This window comes from Salinivibrio sp. IB872 (assembly GCF_001995345.1).
Taxonomy (GTDB): domain Bacteria; phylum Pseudomonadota; class Gammaproteobacteria; order Enterobacterales; family Vibrionaceae; genus Salinivibrio; species Salinivibrio proteolyticus.
Genome location: NZ_MUFO01000018.1, coordinates 79,742 through 95,696, shown reverse-complemented (window position 1 = coordinate 95,696; position 15,955 = coordinate 79,742). Strand labels below are relative to the sequence as shown.

The 15,955-nt window shown below is 50.3% G+C and carries 15 protein-coding genes; 13 read left to right on the top strand and 2 right to left on the bottom strand.

What is annotated here, in order from left to right:
- Positions 1 to 15: 15 nt before the first annotated feature.
- Entirely contained in the window at positions 16 to 855 is an 840-nt protein-coding gene (locus BZJ18_RS09515) for a thymidylate synthase (protein ID WP_077456297.1), read from the top strand.
- 150 nt (positions 856 to 1,005) lie between these two features.
- Here BZJ18_RS09515 and BZJ18_RS09510 read toward each other — a convergent pair whose 3' ends face one another.
- Positions 1,006 to 2,154 carry a Na/Pi symporter gene (locus BZJ18_RS09510; RefSeq protein WP_069586562.1) on the bottom strand — a complete coding sequence of 383 codons (1,149 nt, stop codon included), beginning with the start codon at positions 2,152 to 2,154 and terminating at the stop codon, positions 1,006 to 1,008.
- Positions 2,155 to 2,574: 420 nt separating this feature from the next.
- On the opposite strand from BZJ18_RS09510, the gene nhaA reads away from it, so the two are divergent.
- From nhaA to BZJ18_RS09490, 4 genes are all read left to right on the top strand, one after another.
- A complete protein-coding gene (nhaA, locus tag BZJ18_RS09505; protein WP_077456295.1) occupies positions 2,575 to 3,774 on the top strand; it encodes a Na+/H+ antiporter NhaA in 1,200 nt (399 codons plus the stop codon).
- Complete coding sequence (locus tag BZJ18_RS09500) at positions 3,743 to 4,018, top strand: hypothetical protein (protein ID WP_077456293.1); 276 nt, start codon at positions 3,743 to 3,745, stop codon at positions 4,016 to 4,018. The genes nhaA and BZJ18_RS09500 overlap by 32 nt, the downstream gene beginning before the upstream one ends.
- A 72-nt stretch (positions 4,019 to 4,090) precedes the next feature.
- Positions 4,091 to 4,984 (top strand): transcriptional activator NhaR, encoded by an 894-nt coding sequence (gene nhaR / locus BZJ18_RS09495; RefSeq protein WP_077456291.1) that lies wholly within the window; start codon positions 4,091 to 4,093, stop codon positions 4,982 to 4,984.
- Positions 4,985 to 5,049: 65 nt separating this feature from the next.
- Positions 5,050 to 5,346: an ArsR/SmtB family transcription factor gene (locus BZJ18_RS09490; protein WP_069586566.1), complete on the top strand. Its 297-nt coding sequence runs from the start codon at positions 5,050 to 5,052 to the stop codon at positions 5,344 to 5,346.
- A 79-nt stretch (positions 5,347 to 5,425) separates the two neighbouring features.
- Here the strand turns inward: BZJ18_RS09490 and rpsT are convergent, their stop codons facing one another.
- Positions 5,426 to 5,686, bottom strand: a complete 261-nt coding sequence (rpsT, locus tag BZJ18_RS09485; RefSeq protein ID WP_069586567.1) for a 30S ribosomal protein S20 — start codon at positions 5,684 to 5,686, stop codon at positions 5,426 to 5,428.
- A 287-nt stretch (positions 5,687 to 5,973) separates the two neighbouring features.
- Here rpsT and murJ point away from each other — a divergent pair, with 287 nt between their 5' ends.
- From murJ to carA, 8 genes are all read left to right on the top strand, one after another.
- Complete coding sequence (murJ, locus tag BZJ18_RS09475; RefSeq protein ID WP_077456287.1) at positions 5,974 to 7,545, top strand: murein biosynthesis integral membrane protein MurJ; 1,572 nt, start codon at positions 5,974 to 5,976, stop codon at positions 7,543 to 7,545.
- A 90-nt stretch (positions 7,546 to 7,635) separates the two neighbouring features.
- Positions 7,636 to 8,577, top strand: coding sequence for a bifunctional riboflavin kinase/FAD synthetase (gene ribF, locus BZJ18_RS09470; protein ID WP_077456285.1), 942 nt, complete (start codon positions 7,636 to 7,638; stop codon positions 8,575 to 8,577).
- Between the two features lie 30 nt (positions 8,578 to 8,607).
- A complete protein-coding gene (ileS, locus tag BZJ18_RS09465; protein WP_077456283.1) occupies positions 8,608 to 11,433 on the top strand; it encodes an isoleucine--tRNA ligase in 2,826 nt (941 codons plus the stop codon).
- Complete coding sequence (gene lspA, locus BZJ18_RS09460; protein ID WP_069586571.1) at positions 11,433 to 11,936, top strand: signal peptidase II; 504 nt, start codon at positions 11,433 to 11,435, stop codon at positions 11,934 to 11,936. The genes ileS and lspA overlap by 1 nt, the downstream gene beginning before the upstream one ends.
- A gap of 49 nt (positions 11,937 to 11,985) precedes the next feature.
- Positions 11,986 to 12,417, top strand: a complete 432-nt coding sequence (gene fkpB / locus BZJ18_RS09455) for an FKBP-type peptidyl-prolyl cis-trans isomerase (RefSeq protein ID WP_069586572.1) — start codon at positions 11,986 to 11,988, stop codon at positions 12,415 to 12,417.
- A 9-nt stretch (positions 12,418 to 12,426) separates the two neighbouring features.
- Positions 12,427 to 13,371: a 4-hydroxy-3-methylbut-2-enyl diphosphate reductase gene (gene ispH, locus BZJ18_RS09450; RefSeq protein WP_069586573.1), complete on the top strand. Its 945-nt coding sequence runs from the start codon at positions 12,427 to 12,429 to the stop codon at positions 13,369 to 13,371.
- Between the two features lie 159 nt (positions 13,372 to 13,530).
- Entirely contained in the window at positions 13,531 to 14,334 is an 804-nt protein-coding gene (gene dapB, locus BZJ18_RS09445; RefSeq protein ID WP_069586574.1) for a 4-hydroxy-tetrahydrodipicolinate reductase, read from the top strand.
- Positions 14,335 to 14,800: 466 nt separating this feature from the next.
- Positions 14,801 to 15,940 (top strand): glutamine-hydrolyzing carbamoyl-phosphate synthase small subunit, encoded by a 1,140-nt coding sequence (gene carA / locus BZJ18_RS09440; RefSeq protein ID WP_077456281.1) that lies wholly within the window; start codon positions 14,801 to 14,803, stop codon positions 15,938 to 15,940.
- Positions 15,941 to 15,955 lie beyond the last annotated feature (15 nt).

The following is a 15,955-nucleotide window of genomic DNA, read 5'->3' as shown; positions in this document are numbered from 1 at the left end:
ACGATAGGAAACACTATGAAGCAGTATCTAGCTTTGATGCAGGATATTCTTGACAATGGTACGGATAGAGGCGACCGCACGGGTGTAGGTACACGTTCAGTGTTTGGACGCCAATTACGGTTCGACCTTGCTGAAGGTTTTCCACTGCTCACGACCAAAAAGCTTTATACCCGCGCCATTATCCACGAATTACTGTGGTTTCTTAACGGCGAGACTAACATCCAATACTTACAAGACAACAAAGTACGTATTTGGGATGAGTGGGCGACAGAGCAAGGCGATCTAGGGCCGGTTTATGGCGCCCAGTGGCGCTCATGGGCATGTCCTGATGGTTCGACGGTTGACCAAATTGCGCAGCTGGTGGAGCAAATAAAAACCAAACCACATTCGCGCCGTCATATCATTACAGCGTGGAACCCCGCAGATTTACCCGACGAGTCTGTCAGCCCGTCTGAGAACGCGGAGCAGGGCAAAATGGCCCTTGCCCCTTGTCACTGTCTTTTTCAGTTCTACGTGGCCGATGGCAAGCTCTCATGCCAGCTTTATCAGCGCAGTGCCGATTACTTTTTAGGGGTGCCGTTCAATATTGCCAGTTACGCGTTGCTAACGCATATGATTGCACAGCAATGTGATTTGGCAGTGGGCGATTTTGTCCATACGTTTGGCGACGTGCACCTATACCACAATCACCTGACCGATGAGATTGTGTATGAGCAGTTAAAGCGCGAGCCGCGAGGATTGCCAACGCTGACGATTAAGCGCAAACCTGCCTCCATCTTCGACTACAATATTGAAGACTTTGAGATTGAAGGTTACGACCCGCATCCCACCATTAAAGCGCCGATTGCCATTTAATGATGTAGGACACATTCATCAGCAAAAACGCAGCCAAGCCGCTGCGTTTTTTTATGCCTACAGCGTGGTCTCTGCGTGGCGGTTGCGGCTCATAACAAAAAAGCCACCGCGAGGAGCGATGGCTTTGATTCGATAAGCGTCGGGTGGGTATTATTGTGACAACAGCACAATCCCGCCGGGTACCACCACGAACACCAATGTGATGTAGGCCAGGACCGCCATCTTCGATTTCGCGGCCAAGTGACCGAGCCATTCTGCGCCTTTTAGCGGCAACTCACGCAATACCGGGATACCGAAAATGAGCGCCGTAGCGAGAATATTAAAGCAAAGGTGCACGAGCGCAATTTGCAGCGCGAACACCGCGAATTCACCGGTGACGGCAGTCGCCGCAAGCAAGGCAGTAATGCAGGTACCAATGTTTGCACCCAGGGTAAAGGGATAAACATCGCGAATTTTTAACACGCCAGTGCCAACTAGCGGAACCATCAAGCTTGTAGTGGTGGATGAAGACTGTACCAGTACAGTGACCACTGAGCCTGAGAAGATGCCATGCAATGGACCACGACCAATTGCGTTTTTCAGCATATCTTTGGCACGACCGACCATCAGCTTCTTCATCACCTTACCCATCACAGTGATGGCACATACGATGGCAAAGATACCTAAACCGATCATCAGCAAGCCACCTAGGTTGCCGGGTAGAACCGACTCCAAAGGAGACTGCACCATGTTCACAGCAGGTTTGGTCAGCGGCTTAACGAAATTCAGCCCCTTGATGCTCATGTCACCGGTTTGTGACAGTGGCGAAACCAACCATAGTGACAACTTGTTTAGCAAGCCGAACATCATTTCGAGCGGCAAGAAGATAGCCACGGCGAATAAGTTGAAGAAATCATGCACCGTGGCGCAACTGAATGCACGACGGAACTCTTCTTTGCAACGCGCATGGCCCAAGCTCACCAAGGTATTGGTGACTGTGGTGCCCACGTTTGCGCCCATTACCATTGGAATCGCTGTTTCAACCGGCAAGCCGCCTGCAACCAGACCAACGATAATAGAAGTAACCGTACTTGACGATTGGATCAGCGCCGTGGCGGCAATCCCTATCATCAAGCCAGCTACGGGGTGAGAAGCAAATTCGAATAAGGTCTTGGCCTCATCGCCCACGGCTAATTTAAAGCCGCTCCCTACCATGGCAACCGCCACCAGTAGTACATAAAGCATGACGGCGAGCTTGGTCCAACGGAACCAGTTCGAGGAGCTTTGGGTTGCCTCTACCGCTGTAGCATGGGGAGTCATAAGTTATCTCCGTGACAATTCGATGTCGGTTTTGTGTCAAAGCAAAATCAGCGGCGATAGTAAGAAGGGAATATTTCAGAAATATGACACAAATACTGCAGTGTTCATAAAATCCGATCTGGGTCGATGGGTTGGTAGGGTTAGCTGGGGTTATGTCCATGATTATAATTAAAATTTAGGCCGTGTCACCCAAGTAGAAAAAACCGATATAAAAAATGTAACAACAACAAAGCGATTGCCACTATGCTAAATGGTGGACGGTAAAATTCGTTGACAAATGTTTAGACTGCGAATAAATCAATAGTAAGTGAGATTTTACATCGGTTTTTCCGATGTTTACTATCAGAACAAACGATTTTTAGAAAACGGGTCTGGCTGTCTAGACTACGGAAATCCACTTTTTTTGTATGGAGTGCTTAAATGACTGATGTCATTCGTCAGTTTCTAAAAATGGAATCTGCAGGAGGTATTGTGCTGATTATTGCGGCTGTGCTAGCGATGTWCGTGGCGAACTCGGATCTACAGCCTTTATATGACAGCACGCTTCATACCTATGTTGCAGGTCTGTCCGTGGGTCACTGGATCAACGACGGCCTGATGGTGATTTTTTTCCTGCTGATTGGTTTAGAAGTTAAACGGGAATTAATCGAAGGGGCGTTAAACACCAAAGATAAAGCCACTTTCCCTGCCGTTGCGGCGGTGGGCGGTATGTTGGCTCCCGCGCTGGTTTATCTAGCGTTTAACTGGGGTGACCCGCTTGCTGTGTCCGGTTGGGCGATCCCAGCAGCCACTGATATTGCCTTTGCCTTAGGTGTATTAGCGCTCTTGGGGAACCGTGTCCCTCTGGCACTTAAAGTGTTCTTATTAGCACTGGCGATAATCGATGACTTGGGCGTCATCGTGATTATTGCTCTGTTTTACAGCAGCGACCTTTCCATCATGGCGCTCGCCAGTGCCTTTGTCGCAACCCTAGTGCTGGTTGGGATGAATATGCGCAATGTCACCAATATTGCCGCCTATATTGTGGTTGGTTTGGTGCTTTGGTTCAGTGTCTTACAGTCAGGCGTGCATGCGACACTCGCGGGTGTGGTATTAGGTTTTGCGATTCCGTTGAAAGGCAAAACAGAGGATGCGCCGTCACCACTGAAAAAGCTCGAACATGCATTGCATCCTTATGTATCGTATCTGATTCTGCCGATATTTGCGTTTGCTAATGCTGGCGTCTCACTCGATGGCGTCTCGCTAGCAAGCTTAACCGAAATGCTGCCTCTCGGTATTGCATTAGGTTTGTTGATTGGTAAACCGCTCGGTATCTTTACCTTTAGTTGGGCAGCCGTAAAACTTGGTATTGCGAAAATGCCGGCAAGAGTGACATTCTCACAAATCTTTGGGGTGTCCTTACTGTGTGGTATTGGTTTTACCATGTCGATTTTCATCTCGTCACTGGCCTTCGTCGGTGTGAATGGTGAGTTCGTCACATTCTCTCGACTCGGGATCTTGATAGGATCAACCTTGTCGGCAGTGATTGGCTACTTGGTTCTGCATTTTATGTTGCCGCCAGCCAGCGCCTTTGAAGAAGGAGACGAAGATGAAGAAAATGGAGTTAGCGTTGATTACTAGTCTGTTGGGTGTCTCGGGAACGGCGCTTGCGGCCAATTACGAGACATATTGCCAAGGCAACAACGACAACAGCCAAGTATGCGAGGCCTACCTTGCAGGTGTCGAGGACGGCAAAGCGGCGGCGTCCGCTGATGCAGAGTCTACGCGCGCCGCGGATAGCGCAAGCTTCTCAGAGCGAGCATTAGAGCATCGCGCCGGTGAGCGCGTGAGAAAGCCGCTGGATAAAGACGATATGAAAAACTAACCCATTCATTTCGCTTGAAGGCGCCAAGTTGGCAGCGTAAGCTGCTGGCTTGGCGTTTTTTTATGGCAAGTCATGGCGCATCTTAATTACAACCACCTTTACTATTTTTGGATGGTTTGCAAGCAAGGCTCGATTACCAAAGGTGCCGATAAGCTTTGCTTAACCCCTCAAACGGTCACTGGACAAATCCGAGCACTCGAGCAACGACTTAATGGGAAGCTGACTAAGCGAAACGGCCGGCATGTTGAGCCCACAGAGTTGGGGCAGCTGGTGTTTCAATATGCGGATCGTATGTTTGGTTTGAGCTACGAAATGCTCGATATCGTTAATTACAGTCAGCAAGAGAATATCCTATTTGACGTTGGTGTCGCCGATGCATTATCCAAGCGGTTAGTCAGTCAGGTGTTACTCCACGCAGTACCTGACGATAACGCAATTCATTTGCGCTGTTTTGAATCGACACATGAAATGTTGTTAGAGCAACTGTCCCAGCACAAATTGGATATGATTTTGTCGGACTGTCCGGTTGATTCGACGCAGCAAGCGGGGTTATTCAGCGTCAAACTGGGCGAGTGCAGTATGAGCTTGTTTGCCTCTCACCCAGATATATTGGCCGATATACCGCTCGCCACACTGCTTGCGAACCAGAAATTGTTGATCCCAAGCCGAGCGACAGCGATGGGTCGCAAACTGATGCAGTGGTTTGATCAACAAGGTATTGTTCCCAATATTTTGGGGGAGTTTGATGACTCCGCGTTAATGAAAGCGTTTGGGATCAACCATCAGGCATTGTTTATCGCTCCCAGCACCTACGCTAATGAAATCAGTGGCGTCGGTAATGTTGCACCGATTGCAAACCTGGAGACGGTCAAGGAAGAGTACTATGTGATTTTTGCTGAGCGAATGATTCAGCACCCCGCCGTCAAACGGATTTGCGAAGCTGATTACAGTCACTTATTCGTTTAGTTACAGGCTTGTGGTGAGATCGTGCTAGACTCGAGCAAGGTGGTAACAATTGAAGTGGAAGTCAAATGGATTTAGCCCAAATGCAACAAAACGGGCCGAAAGCGGTAAGCTTGCTGAAAGCCATGGCAAACGAAAAGCGTCTGTTTATTCTGTGCTATTTACTACAAGGCGAACTTTCGGTTGGACAGTTGGTTGAACGGGTGCCTTTGAGCCAATCGGCCTTATCCCAACATCTTGCTTGGTTACGTAAAGACGGTTTGGTGGATACACGAAAAGAGGCGCAAACGGTCTATTACTCGCTGAAAAGTGAAGAAGTGAAAGCGGTGATCCAGCTATTACACGATCTGTATTGCGGTGATTGATAAAGCACATTAATCAACGCGCAATAAAAAAACCGGCCGAGGCCGGTTTTTTTATGCATGATGCAAAGCAAAAAAGCTATTACAGCGCTTTGATTTGTGCTGCGAAGCTTGCTTTGTAACGTGCTGCTTTGTTCTTGTGGATCAGGCCTTTGGTGGCTGAACGATCAAGAATAGGCTGTACTTGCGCAAAAGCAGCAGTTGCCGCTTCTTTGTCGCCTGCAGCGATAGCAGCAGCAGTTTTCTTCATATAAGTGCGCATCATAGAGCGACGGCTTGCGTTGTGCTGGCGACGCTTCTCAGATTGGATCGCACGCTTCTTAGCAGATTTGATATTCGCCAAGGGTCTAACTCCCAAATCTTTTGTTCGGTGACATTTCAAGGCGGAGGACTATGCCTCTTTTTGCCTCTATTGTCAATTCATTTGTGCAAATATCCGCCGCCCCAAGGTAGTGTTGGCGCTGCGGGGTTATCACGGTTAATATGGCGGCTGATTCTATCAGCATTTCAGGCCCTACGTCACCTTTATTTCCGTTTTGCATGCCATTATCACTTGGCCTGCATGAGTGAGCGAGCATCAACACGCATGGGGTGGCGCACAATAGAGGCACGTGTTTTCAAGAGGTAACCGTGAGTAAGCGACTATTACGCTCTGGGCTAATCGTTAGCACCATGACACTGGTGTCCCGCGTGTTGGGGCTGGTGCGGGATGTGGTGATTGCCAACTTGATGGGGGCAGGGGCTGCCGCCGATGTGTTTTTTTTCGCCAATAAAATCCCTAACTTTTTGCGTCGTTTATTCGCAGAAGGTGCGTTTTCACAGGCCTTTGTCCCCGTATTGACTGAGTATCAGGCGCTGGATAAAGACGATAATCATCGGACGCAATCTCGCGAGCTGGTTGCCAGTGTCGTCGGTACCTTGGGTGGGTTAGTGACGATTGTCACCCTGCTCGGTGTCATTGGCTCGCCTGTGTTGGCGGCGTTATTTGGGACTGGTTGGTTTGTCGACTGGTTGGATGGTCGCCCTGACGGGGCCAAGTTCGAGTTAGCGAGCTTGATGCTGAAAATTACCTTCCCGTACTTGTGGTTTATTACTTTCGTGGCGCTATCGGGCGCCATCCTGAATACGCTTAATAAGTTTGCCGTTTCAAGCTTTACCCCTGTATTCCTCAATGTTGCGATTATTGCCGCGGCGATTTGGCTGTCGCCCTATCTTGCACAACCTGAAATCGGTTTGGCGGTCGGGGTCTTTATTGGTGGATTGGTTCAGTTGCTGTTTCAGCTTCCTTTCTTATCGCAAGAGGGCATGCTGGTAAAACCCAAGTGGGGTTGGCACCATCCTGGGGTGGTAAAGATCCGCAAACTGATGATCCCGGCTCTTTTTGGGGTCTCGGTGAGCCAGATTAACCTATTGTTTGATACCTTCATTGCCAGCTTTTTGATGACAGGCTCCATCAGTTGGCTGTATTACTCCGATCGTTTACTCGAGTTTCCGTTAGGCTTATTTGGCATTGCCATTGCGACCGTGATCCTGCCGGCGCTTTCCCAGCGTCATGTCGATAAATCGCCCACCCAATTTGCTGCGACCATGGATTGGGGAGTGCGCATGGTGTTGTTGCTGGGTATTCCTGCCATGGTGGGGTTGATTTTGTTAGCAAAGCCCATGCTGATGGTACTCTTTATGCGAGGCGAGTTCGGTGTCGAAGATGTGCAGGCGGCCAGTTTATCGCTGGTGGCCTATGCCTGTGGATTGGTCAACTTTATGTTGATCAAAGTCCTCGCGCCCGGTTACTACGCACGACAAGACACCAAAACACCGGTGAAATTTGGTGTGATTGCCATGATAAGCAATATGGTGTTTAACGCTATCTTTGCCTATTTGTTCAGTTATGTTGGCCTTGCGATTGCTACGGCGTTATCGGCACTGATCAACGCGGGCTTGCTCTATCAAGGCCTACACCGTGCTGGTGTTTACCGTTTGTCTCGTGCGACGGCTTTATATATTGGCCGTTTAGTGGTTGCGGTAGCAGCAATGGTGGCGGTGTTAATGACACTGATGCCGACATTAAATGGCTGGGTCGAGATGTCTCTGTCGATGCGCAGCATGGTGTTGGCTGGACTGATCCTCGGTGGCAGTGTGGTGTATTTATGCACCGCACTGTTATGCGGTGTGCGACTTGGTGATATTCGTCATCGCGGGTAATTCAAGGGTCGGATGTGAATCCAGGGCTGATTGCCAGCCCTGACTAGTATATAATCCGCCAGTTTCAATAGTTCAAATAGTCAGCAGGCGATGGAATTAATCCGAGGTATCCATAACATACGAGCGCGCCACCGAGGTTGTGTCCTGACCATCGGTAACTTTGATGGTGTCCATTTGGGACATCAGGCGGTGTTGCGCCAAGTGGTGGAAAAGGCCCGAGCGCTGAACCTACCTGCGACTGTGATGTTGTTTGAACCGCAGCCGTTAGAGCTGTTTAAAGGTGAAAAAGCGCCGGCGCGCCTGTCGAGGTTGCGAGATAAATATACCCAGTTAGCGAAGCTGGGCGTTGACCGCCTGCTGTGCGTGAATTTCACCCCTGCATTTGCGGCCATGAGTGCTGATCACTTTGTTGACCGCTTGTTGGTCGAACAATTGGGTGTTAAGTTTCTGGTAGTCGGCGATGACTTTCGTTTTGGTTTGAAGCGAAGCGGTGATTTTGCGCGCCTCGCACGAGCAGGCCAGGAACATCACTTTGATGTGGTCAGTACCGAAAGTTTTTGCGTCAGTGACCGCCGAGTGAGCAGTACGGCGATTCGCGATGCGTTAGCCGCAGGCCATCTTGCCGAGGCGGCGGACATGTTGGGGCGACCTTACAGCATCTGTGGACGCGTCGCGCATGGGCGTAAGTTAGGGCGCACGATTGGCTTCCCGACCGCCAATGTACTGCTAAAACGCCGCGTTTCCCCGGTTTCAGGTGTGTATGCCGTACAAGTGGAAGGCGCCGTGACCGGACAGCGGTTACCCGGTGTGGCTAACGTTGGTGTACGGCCGACGGTCGACGGTGTACGCCAGCAGCTCGAAGTCCATCTATTTGATCAATCAATCGATTTATATGGCAAACAGTTGGAAGTTTATCTTTTGCATAAACTTCGCGATGAAACCAAATTCGCGTCTATTGACGCACTAAAAATGCAAATTCAACGAGATGCATCAGCTGCGCGTGCGTGGCTGGCTGATGTGAATAATGTCTAGAGTGTAACCTCCATACGGAATCAATAATCAATGAGTGACTATAAAGATACCTTAAACCTGCCGGAAACTGCGTTTCCGATGCGAGGTAATCTTGCTAAGCGCGAGCCTGATATGCTCAAGCGTTGGTACGATGAAGATCTGTACGGTGCTATCCGTCAAGCGAAGAAAGGCAAAAAAACATTTATTTTGCACGACGGTCCTCCGTACGCGAACGGCAACATTCATATTGGTCACTCAGTTAATAAAATTCTCAAAGACATTATTATTAAATCAAAAACGCTAGCGGACTACGACGCACCGTATGTACCTGGCTGGGATTGCCACGGCTTGCCGATTGAGCTGATGGTAGAGAAAAAAGTCGGTAAACCCGGTCAAAAAGTCTCAACCGCTGAGTTCCGTGAAAAGTGCCGTGAATACGCAGCCAAACAAGTGGAAGGTCAGAAAGCAGACTTTAAACGTCTTGGTGTTTTAGGTGAGTGGGACAAACCTTACCTGACCATGGACTTCAATACCGAAGCCAGCATCATCCGCGCGTTGGGTAAAATTGCCGCCAATGGACACTTGCACAAAGGCTTTAAGCCGGTGCACTGGTGTACGGACTGTGGCTCGGCCTTGGCAGAAGCTGAGGTGGAATATCAAGATAAAACCTCGCCATCGATTGATGTGATCTTTCGTGCGGTTGACGAACAAGCACTGATCAGTGTCTTTAGTCTTGCTGGTGATCATCAAGGTGAAGGCGAAGTGGGTGTGGTGATCTGGACTACGACGCCTTGGACCTTGCCTGCTAACCGTGCGGTAGCGGTGGCCGCTGACCTTGAATATGTTTTAGTACAAGTTGAAGGCGAGCAACCTAAGCGCCTTATCGTCGCGGCCGAACTGGTCAAAGAGGTGATGGATCGCGCGGGTATTGAGCACTACCACAACCTCGGTTTCTGTAAGGGTGACGCGCTTGAGCTGAAACGCGTGAAGCACCCATTTTACGATTTTGATGTGCCCGTGATCTTGGGTGATCACGTCACGACAGAGTCGGGTACGGGTGTGGTACACACCGCACCTGGCCACGGCCAAGAAGACTTTGTGGTCGGTCAAAAATACGATCTTGAAGTGGCAAACCCAGTGGGCAGTAACGGGGTCTATTTACCGGATACCCCACTGTTTGCCGGCCAACATGTCTTTAAAGCCAATGACAGTGTGATTGAAACGCTGAAAGCGCATGATGCTCTGCTGCATCACCATGCCTATGAGCACAGCTATCCACACTGCTGGCGTCACAAAACGCCAATCATCTTCCGCGCCACACCGCAATGGTTTATCTCGATGGAGAAAGCGGGTCTGCGTGATAAAGCGTTGCAAGAGATCAAGAACGTTGATTGGATCCCTGAGTGGGGCCAAAACCGTATCGAGTCGATGGTAGATGGTCGCCCTGATTGGTGTATTTCACGTCAACGTACCTGGGGCGTGCCGATTGCGCTATTTGTTCACAAAGAAACCGCAGAGCTTCACCCAGACACGCTGAACTTGATTGAACAAGTTGCCGCACGGGTTGAGAAAGCGGGTATTCAAGCTTGGTGGGATCTGGATCTGAATGAACTGTTGGGTGATGACGCTGAACAGTATGAGAAAGTCCTCGATACGCTGGATGTTTGGTTTGACTCTGGTGCGACCCACTACGCGGTGGTTAACCAGCGCGACGAGTTTAACGGCCAAGAAGCGGATATGTACCTCGAAGGGTCAGATCAGCATCGTGGTTGGTTCCAGTCTTCGTTGATGACCTCGGTGGCGATCAAAGGCAAWGCACCGTATCGCAAAGTGCTGACTCATGGTTTCACGGTTGACGGCAAAGGCCGCAAGATGTCGAAATCACTGGGGAATACTGTCTCGCCGCAAGATGTGATGAACAAACTGGGCGCCGATATCCTGCGTCTGTGGGTGGCCTCAACCGACTACACCGGTGAGATCACGGTATCGGATGAGATCCTAAAACGTAGCGCTGATGCGTATCGCCGTATTCGTAATACTGCACGCTTCCTGCTGGCAAACCTGCATGGTTTTGATCCTAAGCAAGACAGTGTCGCTGCCGATGAGCTGGTGGCGGTTGACCGCTGGGCGGTTGGGCGTGCATTAGCCGCACAACAAGAGATCACCGAAGCGTTTGAAGCTTGCAACTTCCACCAAGTCACCCAACGCTTGATGCAGTTCTGCTCGATTGAGATGGGCTCTTTCTATCTGGATATCATCAAAGACCGTCAGTACACCGCGAAAGCGGGGAGCCACGCGCACCGTAGTTGCCAAACCGCACTGTTCCACATTGTCGAAGCGTTGGTACGTTGGATGGCACCGATTATGTCGTTCACGGCAGATGAGATCTGGAATGAAATGCCTGGCGAACGCGACAAGTTTGTGTTCACCGACGTCTGGTATGACGGCTTATTTGGCTTAGAAGACGATGCCGTGCTCAACAATGCATTCTGGGCAAAACTGCTGGATGTGCGTGCCGCGGTGAATAAAACCCTCGAGCAGGCCCGTAATGACAAGGTCATTGGTGGTTCACTTGAAGCCGAAGTCACGCTATACGCGCCGGCGGAGTTTGCGCAAAAGCTGCAAATGATGGGCGATGAGTTACGCTTTGTGCTGCTGACCTCGAAAGCGACAGTGATCGCTGGTGAGGCGCCATCCTCTGCGACGCAAACGGATGTCGAAGGGCTATCTGTTGACGTTGTGGCGTCTGAAGCGAAAAAATGTGACCGCTGTTGGCACCATGTTGCTGATGTGGGCACGATCGAAGGACACGAAGAAATTTGTGGCCGCTGTGTGACTAACATTGCAGGAGAAGGCGAAACTCGCCAATTTGCGTGATGACCTCTCACTCACTCTCGCAATCAGGATGGCGCTGGCTTTGGCTGGCGCCTCTGGTTTTCGTTTTAGACATTGGCAGTAAGTGGCTGGTGATGAACACCATGGGCTATGGTCCCGCGAACCGCATTGAATTACTGCCGTTTTTTAATCTTACCTACGTCCATAACCATGGTGCGGCATTTAGCTTTTTAAGCGATGCAGGCGGTTGGCAGCGTTGGCTTTTTAGCGTTATCGCGTTAGGCGTGAGCGGCTTGCTGACATACTGGATGCGAGTGACACCGGCAAGTAAGCGCATGCTCAATATCGCCTATGCCATGATTATCGGTGGGGCATTGGGTAACTTATTTGATCGCCTCGTTCATGGCTATGTGATCGACTTTCTCGACTTTTTCATTGGCAATTCACATTGGCCGGCTTTTAATCTCGCTGACTCAGCCATTTGTGTTGGCGCCGTTTTAGTGGTGCTAGATAGTTTTCGTCATGAGCAGTCATCGGCGACCTAGGGGTCGCTCGTAGTAATTAGCCCAACACGACTTTCGATAAGGACAGATCATGAAAGCGATTAGCGCATCCAGCGAAGTATTGATGCACTTTACCATTAAGCTTGAAGATGGCTCGGTCGCCGACAGCACCCACAATGCCGGAAAACCCGCCAAGTTAGTGATGGGAGACGGCAGCTTGACCGAGAACTTTGAGCGTTGTCTATTAGGGCTGCATGAAGGGGAGCAAAGCAGCTTTACGCTGGCACCTGAAGATGCATTCGGCCAGCCAAACCCGGATAATATCCACTATATGGACCGCCGTCAGTTTGGGGGAGACACGCCTGCTGAAGTGGGTGCCATCATTGCGTTTAGCGGTCCTCAAGGACAAGAAATTCCCGGTATCGTGACCGAGGTTAGTGGCGAATCTGTGACGGTCGATTTCAATCATCCGTTGGCAGGGAAAACCGTGATTTTTGACGTAGAAATAATCAGTGTGCAATAAGGCAAAGTCATGAAGATCCTACTTGCGAATCCCCGAGGCTTTTGTGCTGGTGTCGATCGCGCGATCAGCATCGTTGAACGTGCTTTGGAAATTTATCAGCCTCCCATTTATGTGCGCCATGAAGTGGTGCATAACCGATTTGTGGTGGAAGGCCTAAAGCAACGCGGCGCGGTGTTTGTGGAACAATTAAGCGAAGTGCCTGACGACAGCATTGTGATCTTCTCGGCCCACGGTGTATCGCAAGCGGTGCGCAATGAAGCCAAGTCCCGTCAGCTGACGGTGTTTGATGCAACTTGCCCTTTGGTGACCAAAGTACATATGGAAGTGGCGCGAGCCAGCCGTAAAAATATGGAAGTGGTACTGATTGGTCATGCTGGACACCCCGAAGTGGAAGGCACTATGGGTCAATATGCCAGTGAAACCGGCGGTATGTACTTGGTTGAAACGCCAGCGGATGTGCACACGCTTCAAGTCAACGACCCAGATAACTTGCATTATGTGAGTCAAACCACGCTGTCAGTGGACGAAACCGCTGATGTGATTGATACCTTGCGTCAGGTCTTCCCCAACATTCAAGGTCCACGCAAAGATGATATCTGCTACGCGACACAAAACCGCCAAGATGCAGTGCGTGATCTCGCCCAAAGCTGTGATGTGATGGTGGTGGTGGGCTCGAAGAATAGCTCGAACTCAAACCGTCTCCGCGAGTTATCCGAAAAACTGGGAACCCCGGCGTACCTAACCGACTGCGCGGAAGACATTGATCCGGCGTGGTTCGAGGGTAAGCACACGGTTGGGATCACTGCTGGCGCCTCGGCACCAGAAGAATTGGTTGATTTGATCATTGCCCGCGTGAAGGCGTTGGGTGCCACTGAGGTAGAAAACCTGAGTGGCCGTGAAGAAAACATGTTCTTCGAAGTGCCGAAAGAGTTACAAATTCGTGAGGTGACCTAGTTACCCATCGACAAAATTAAAGGGAAGCGAAAGCTTCCCTTTTTGTTAGCATGCTTCTGGGCCACTTTCAGCAATATACAAGCTGAAACGAACGCGCTACAGTGATGGGTTAATGGATAGGTGGCCAGCGCTGCTGGTGAAGTAAAAGAGGGGAGAACCATGGTACGTATTGCCATTGCTGGTGCAGCCGGCCGTATGGGACGCAATCTTATTCAAGCGGTTACGCAATACACAGGCGCAACATTGGGGGCGGCGAGTGAGCGGCCTGAATCAAGCTTGATTGGGACGGATGCAGGGGAACTGGCGGGTGTGGGCCGCCTCGGCGTACAAGTGGTGGACGATCTGGCCAAAGTGGCGGATGACTTTGATGTGATCATTGATTTTACCGCACCCGCGGCCACACTCGCGAACTTGGCGTTGTGCCAACAAAAAGGCAAGCAGTTGGTGATTGGAACAACTGGATTTGATGACGCACAAAAGCAAACCATCCAAGATGCCTCAGAAGCGACGGCAGTGGTGATGGCCCCCAATTACAGTGTCGGCGTGAACCTTGTATTTAAACTGCTTGAACAAGCCGCCAAAGTGATGGGTGAGGAATGCGACATTGAGATTGTTGAGGCGCATCACCGCCATAAGGTGGATGCGCCATCGGGCACAGCACTGGGAATGGGAGAAGCCATTGCCGGAGCGATGGGAAACCAGCTGAGTGATGTCGCTGTGTATGCCCGAGAAGGGATCACTGGCGAGCGTAGCAAAAATGAAATCGGCTTTGCCACTATTCGCGCTGGCGATATCGTGGGGGAGCATACCGCCATGTTTGCGGATATTGGCGAGCGTGTTGAAATCACGCACAAAGCGTCAAGTCGTTCCACCTTTGCCAAGGGAGCGGTCCGTGCCGCGGTATGGCTCAATCAACACCAGCAAGGTTTTTATACCATGCAGGATGTACTTAATCTTAAATAATTATGCATCGCGCTTCGGCGCGATGTTTTTTTATCCCCCTTTCTTTTTCTCATACAACGCACTTCATATTGTCGTAATTTTTGCTTTTTTTTCCCCTTGTTGACAGCATTTCGACGCGATAACTCTTCCAGTTATGATCTTTGTTGCGCAGTAAACGTTTGCGCACGCCAGTTTTATGTTTCTCTCTCGGTTTGGGTAAAAAAGTTATTTCTCTGCCAATTTATCTAGCTCTTTGGTTTTAAAATACAGACAAGATAGTGCTTTATCTTGCTTAGGTGGCCTGTTTTTCTTGAGTGCTTAGTAAATACAATAAAAAGTAGCACGCATTATTGACAGCCAAACCTCGCATCTCTAGAATGCGCGCAATTTGTCAAAATTCAGCTTGACGTGAGTTTTGATCTTAGATGGAATACGTGAATGCAACGTTAGTCGTAAAAAGTGCATTTCTATATAACTGGAGGTTGTCTTGAGCAAGTCTGCGCTCTTAGTCCTAGAAGATGGGACAGTGTTCCACGGTACCCCGATCGGCGCTGATGGCACCGCGGTGGGAGAAGTGGTTTTCAATACCTCGATGACGGGGTATCAAGAAATATTAACCGACCCCTCTTATTCCCGTCAGATCGTAACACTTACCTATCCCCATATTGGCAACACCGGCACCAACACCGAAGACGAAGAATCCTCCCAAGTCCACGCCCAAGGCCTCGTCATTCGCGATCTTCCCCTGTTAGCTAGCAATTTCCGCAATCAACAATCCCTCTCTGATTACCTCAAACAACACAACATTGTTGGCATCGCCGACATTGATACACGCAAGCTCACTCGTTTGTTACGTGAAAAAGGGGCGCAGAATGGCTGTATTGTGGCCGGAGAGAGCGTTGATGAAGCGCTGGCGCTGGCCAAGGCACAAGATTTTCCGGGCTTGAAAGGGATGGATCTTGCCAAAGAAGTGACGACGCAGGAGCGTTACAGCTGGACGCAAGGATCATGGCAGCTGCATCAGGGCCTACCAGATGCATTGCCGGACAGTGAATTGCCTTACCATGTTGTCGCTTACGACTTTGGTGCCAAGCGCAACATCTTGCGCATGTTGGTCGACCGCGGCTGCCGTTTGACTGTGGTACCGGCAACCACCCCGGCAGACGAAGTGCTGGCGATGAATCCCGATGGTGTCTTCTTATCTAATGGCCCTGGCGATCCGGCGCCGTGTGATTATGCGATTGCGGCCACCCAAACCTTCTTAGCGGAAGGCGTGCCATTATTTGGTATTTGCTTGGGGCACCAAATCTTGGCGCTAGCGAGCGGTGCGAAAACGGTCAAAATGAAGTTTGGCCACCATGGTGCTAACCATCCGGTGAAAGATTTAGAGCGTGGGGTGGTGATGATCACCAGCCAAAACCACGGCTTTGCCGCAGACAATGACAGCTTGCCTGATACATTACGTGCGACGCATGTGTCCTTGTTCGATGGCAGCTTGCAAGGGATCCATCATACCGAGAAGCCAGCCTTTAGCTTCCAAGGGCACCCTGAAGCAAGCCCAGGGCCACATGATGCTGCGCCCCTTTTCGATCACTTTATCGACCTCATCAAACAACACCGCGCCTAATTGGAGTCGTTGAGC

Bases quoted from the DNA above. Each gene is read 5' to 3' on its own strand.
- BZJ18_RS09515 (WP_077456297.1), top strand. From the start codon at position 16: ATGAAGCAGTATCTAGCTTTGATGCAGGATATTCTTGACAATGGTACG.
- BZJ18_RS09510 (WP_069586562.1), bottom strand. From the start codon at position 2,154: ATGACTCCCCATGCTACAGCGGTAGAGGCAACCCAAAGCTCCTCGAAC.
- BZJ18_RS09500 (WP_077456293.1), top strand. From the start codon at position 3,743: ATGAAGAAAATGGAGTTAGCGTTGATTACTAGTCTGTTGGGTGTCTCG.
- nhaR (WP_077456291.1), top strand. From the start codon at position 4,091: ATGGCGCATCTTAATTACAACCACCTTTACTATTTTTGGATGGTTTGC.
- BZJ18_RS09490 (WP_069586566.1), top strand. From the start codon at position 5,050: ATGGATTTAGCCCAAATGCAACAAAACGGGCCGAAAGCGGTAAGCTTG.
- ribF (WP_077456285.1), top strand. From the start codon at position 7,636: ATGGAATTAATCCGAGGTATCCATAACATACGAGCGCGCCACCGAGGT.
- lspA (WP_069586571.1), top strand. From the start codon at position 11,433: ATGACCTCTCACTCACTCTCGCAATCAGGATGGCGCTGGCTTTGGCTG.
- fkpB (WP_069586572.1), top strand. From the start codon at position 11,986: ATGAAAGCGATTAGCGCATCCAGCGAAGTATTGATGCACTTTACCATT.
- ispH (WP_069586573.1), top strand. From the start codon at position 12,427: ATGAAGATCCTACTTGCGAATCCCCGAGGCTTTTGTGCTGGTGTCGAT.
- dapB (WP_069586574.1), top strand. From the start codon at position 13,531: ATGGTACGTATTGCCATTGCTGGTGCAGCCGGCCGTATGGGACGCAAT.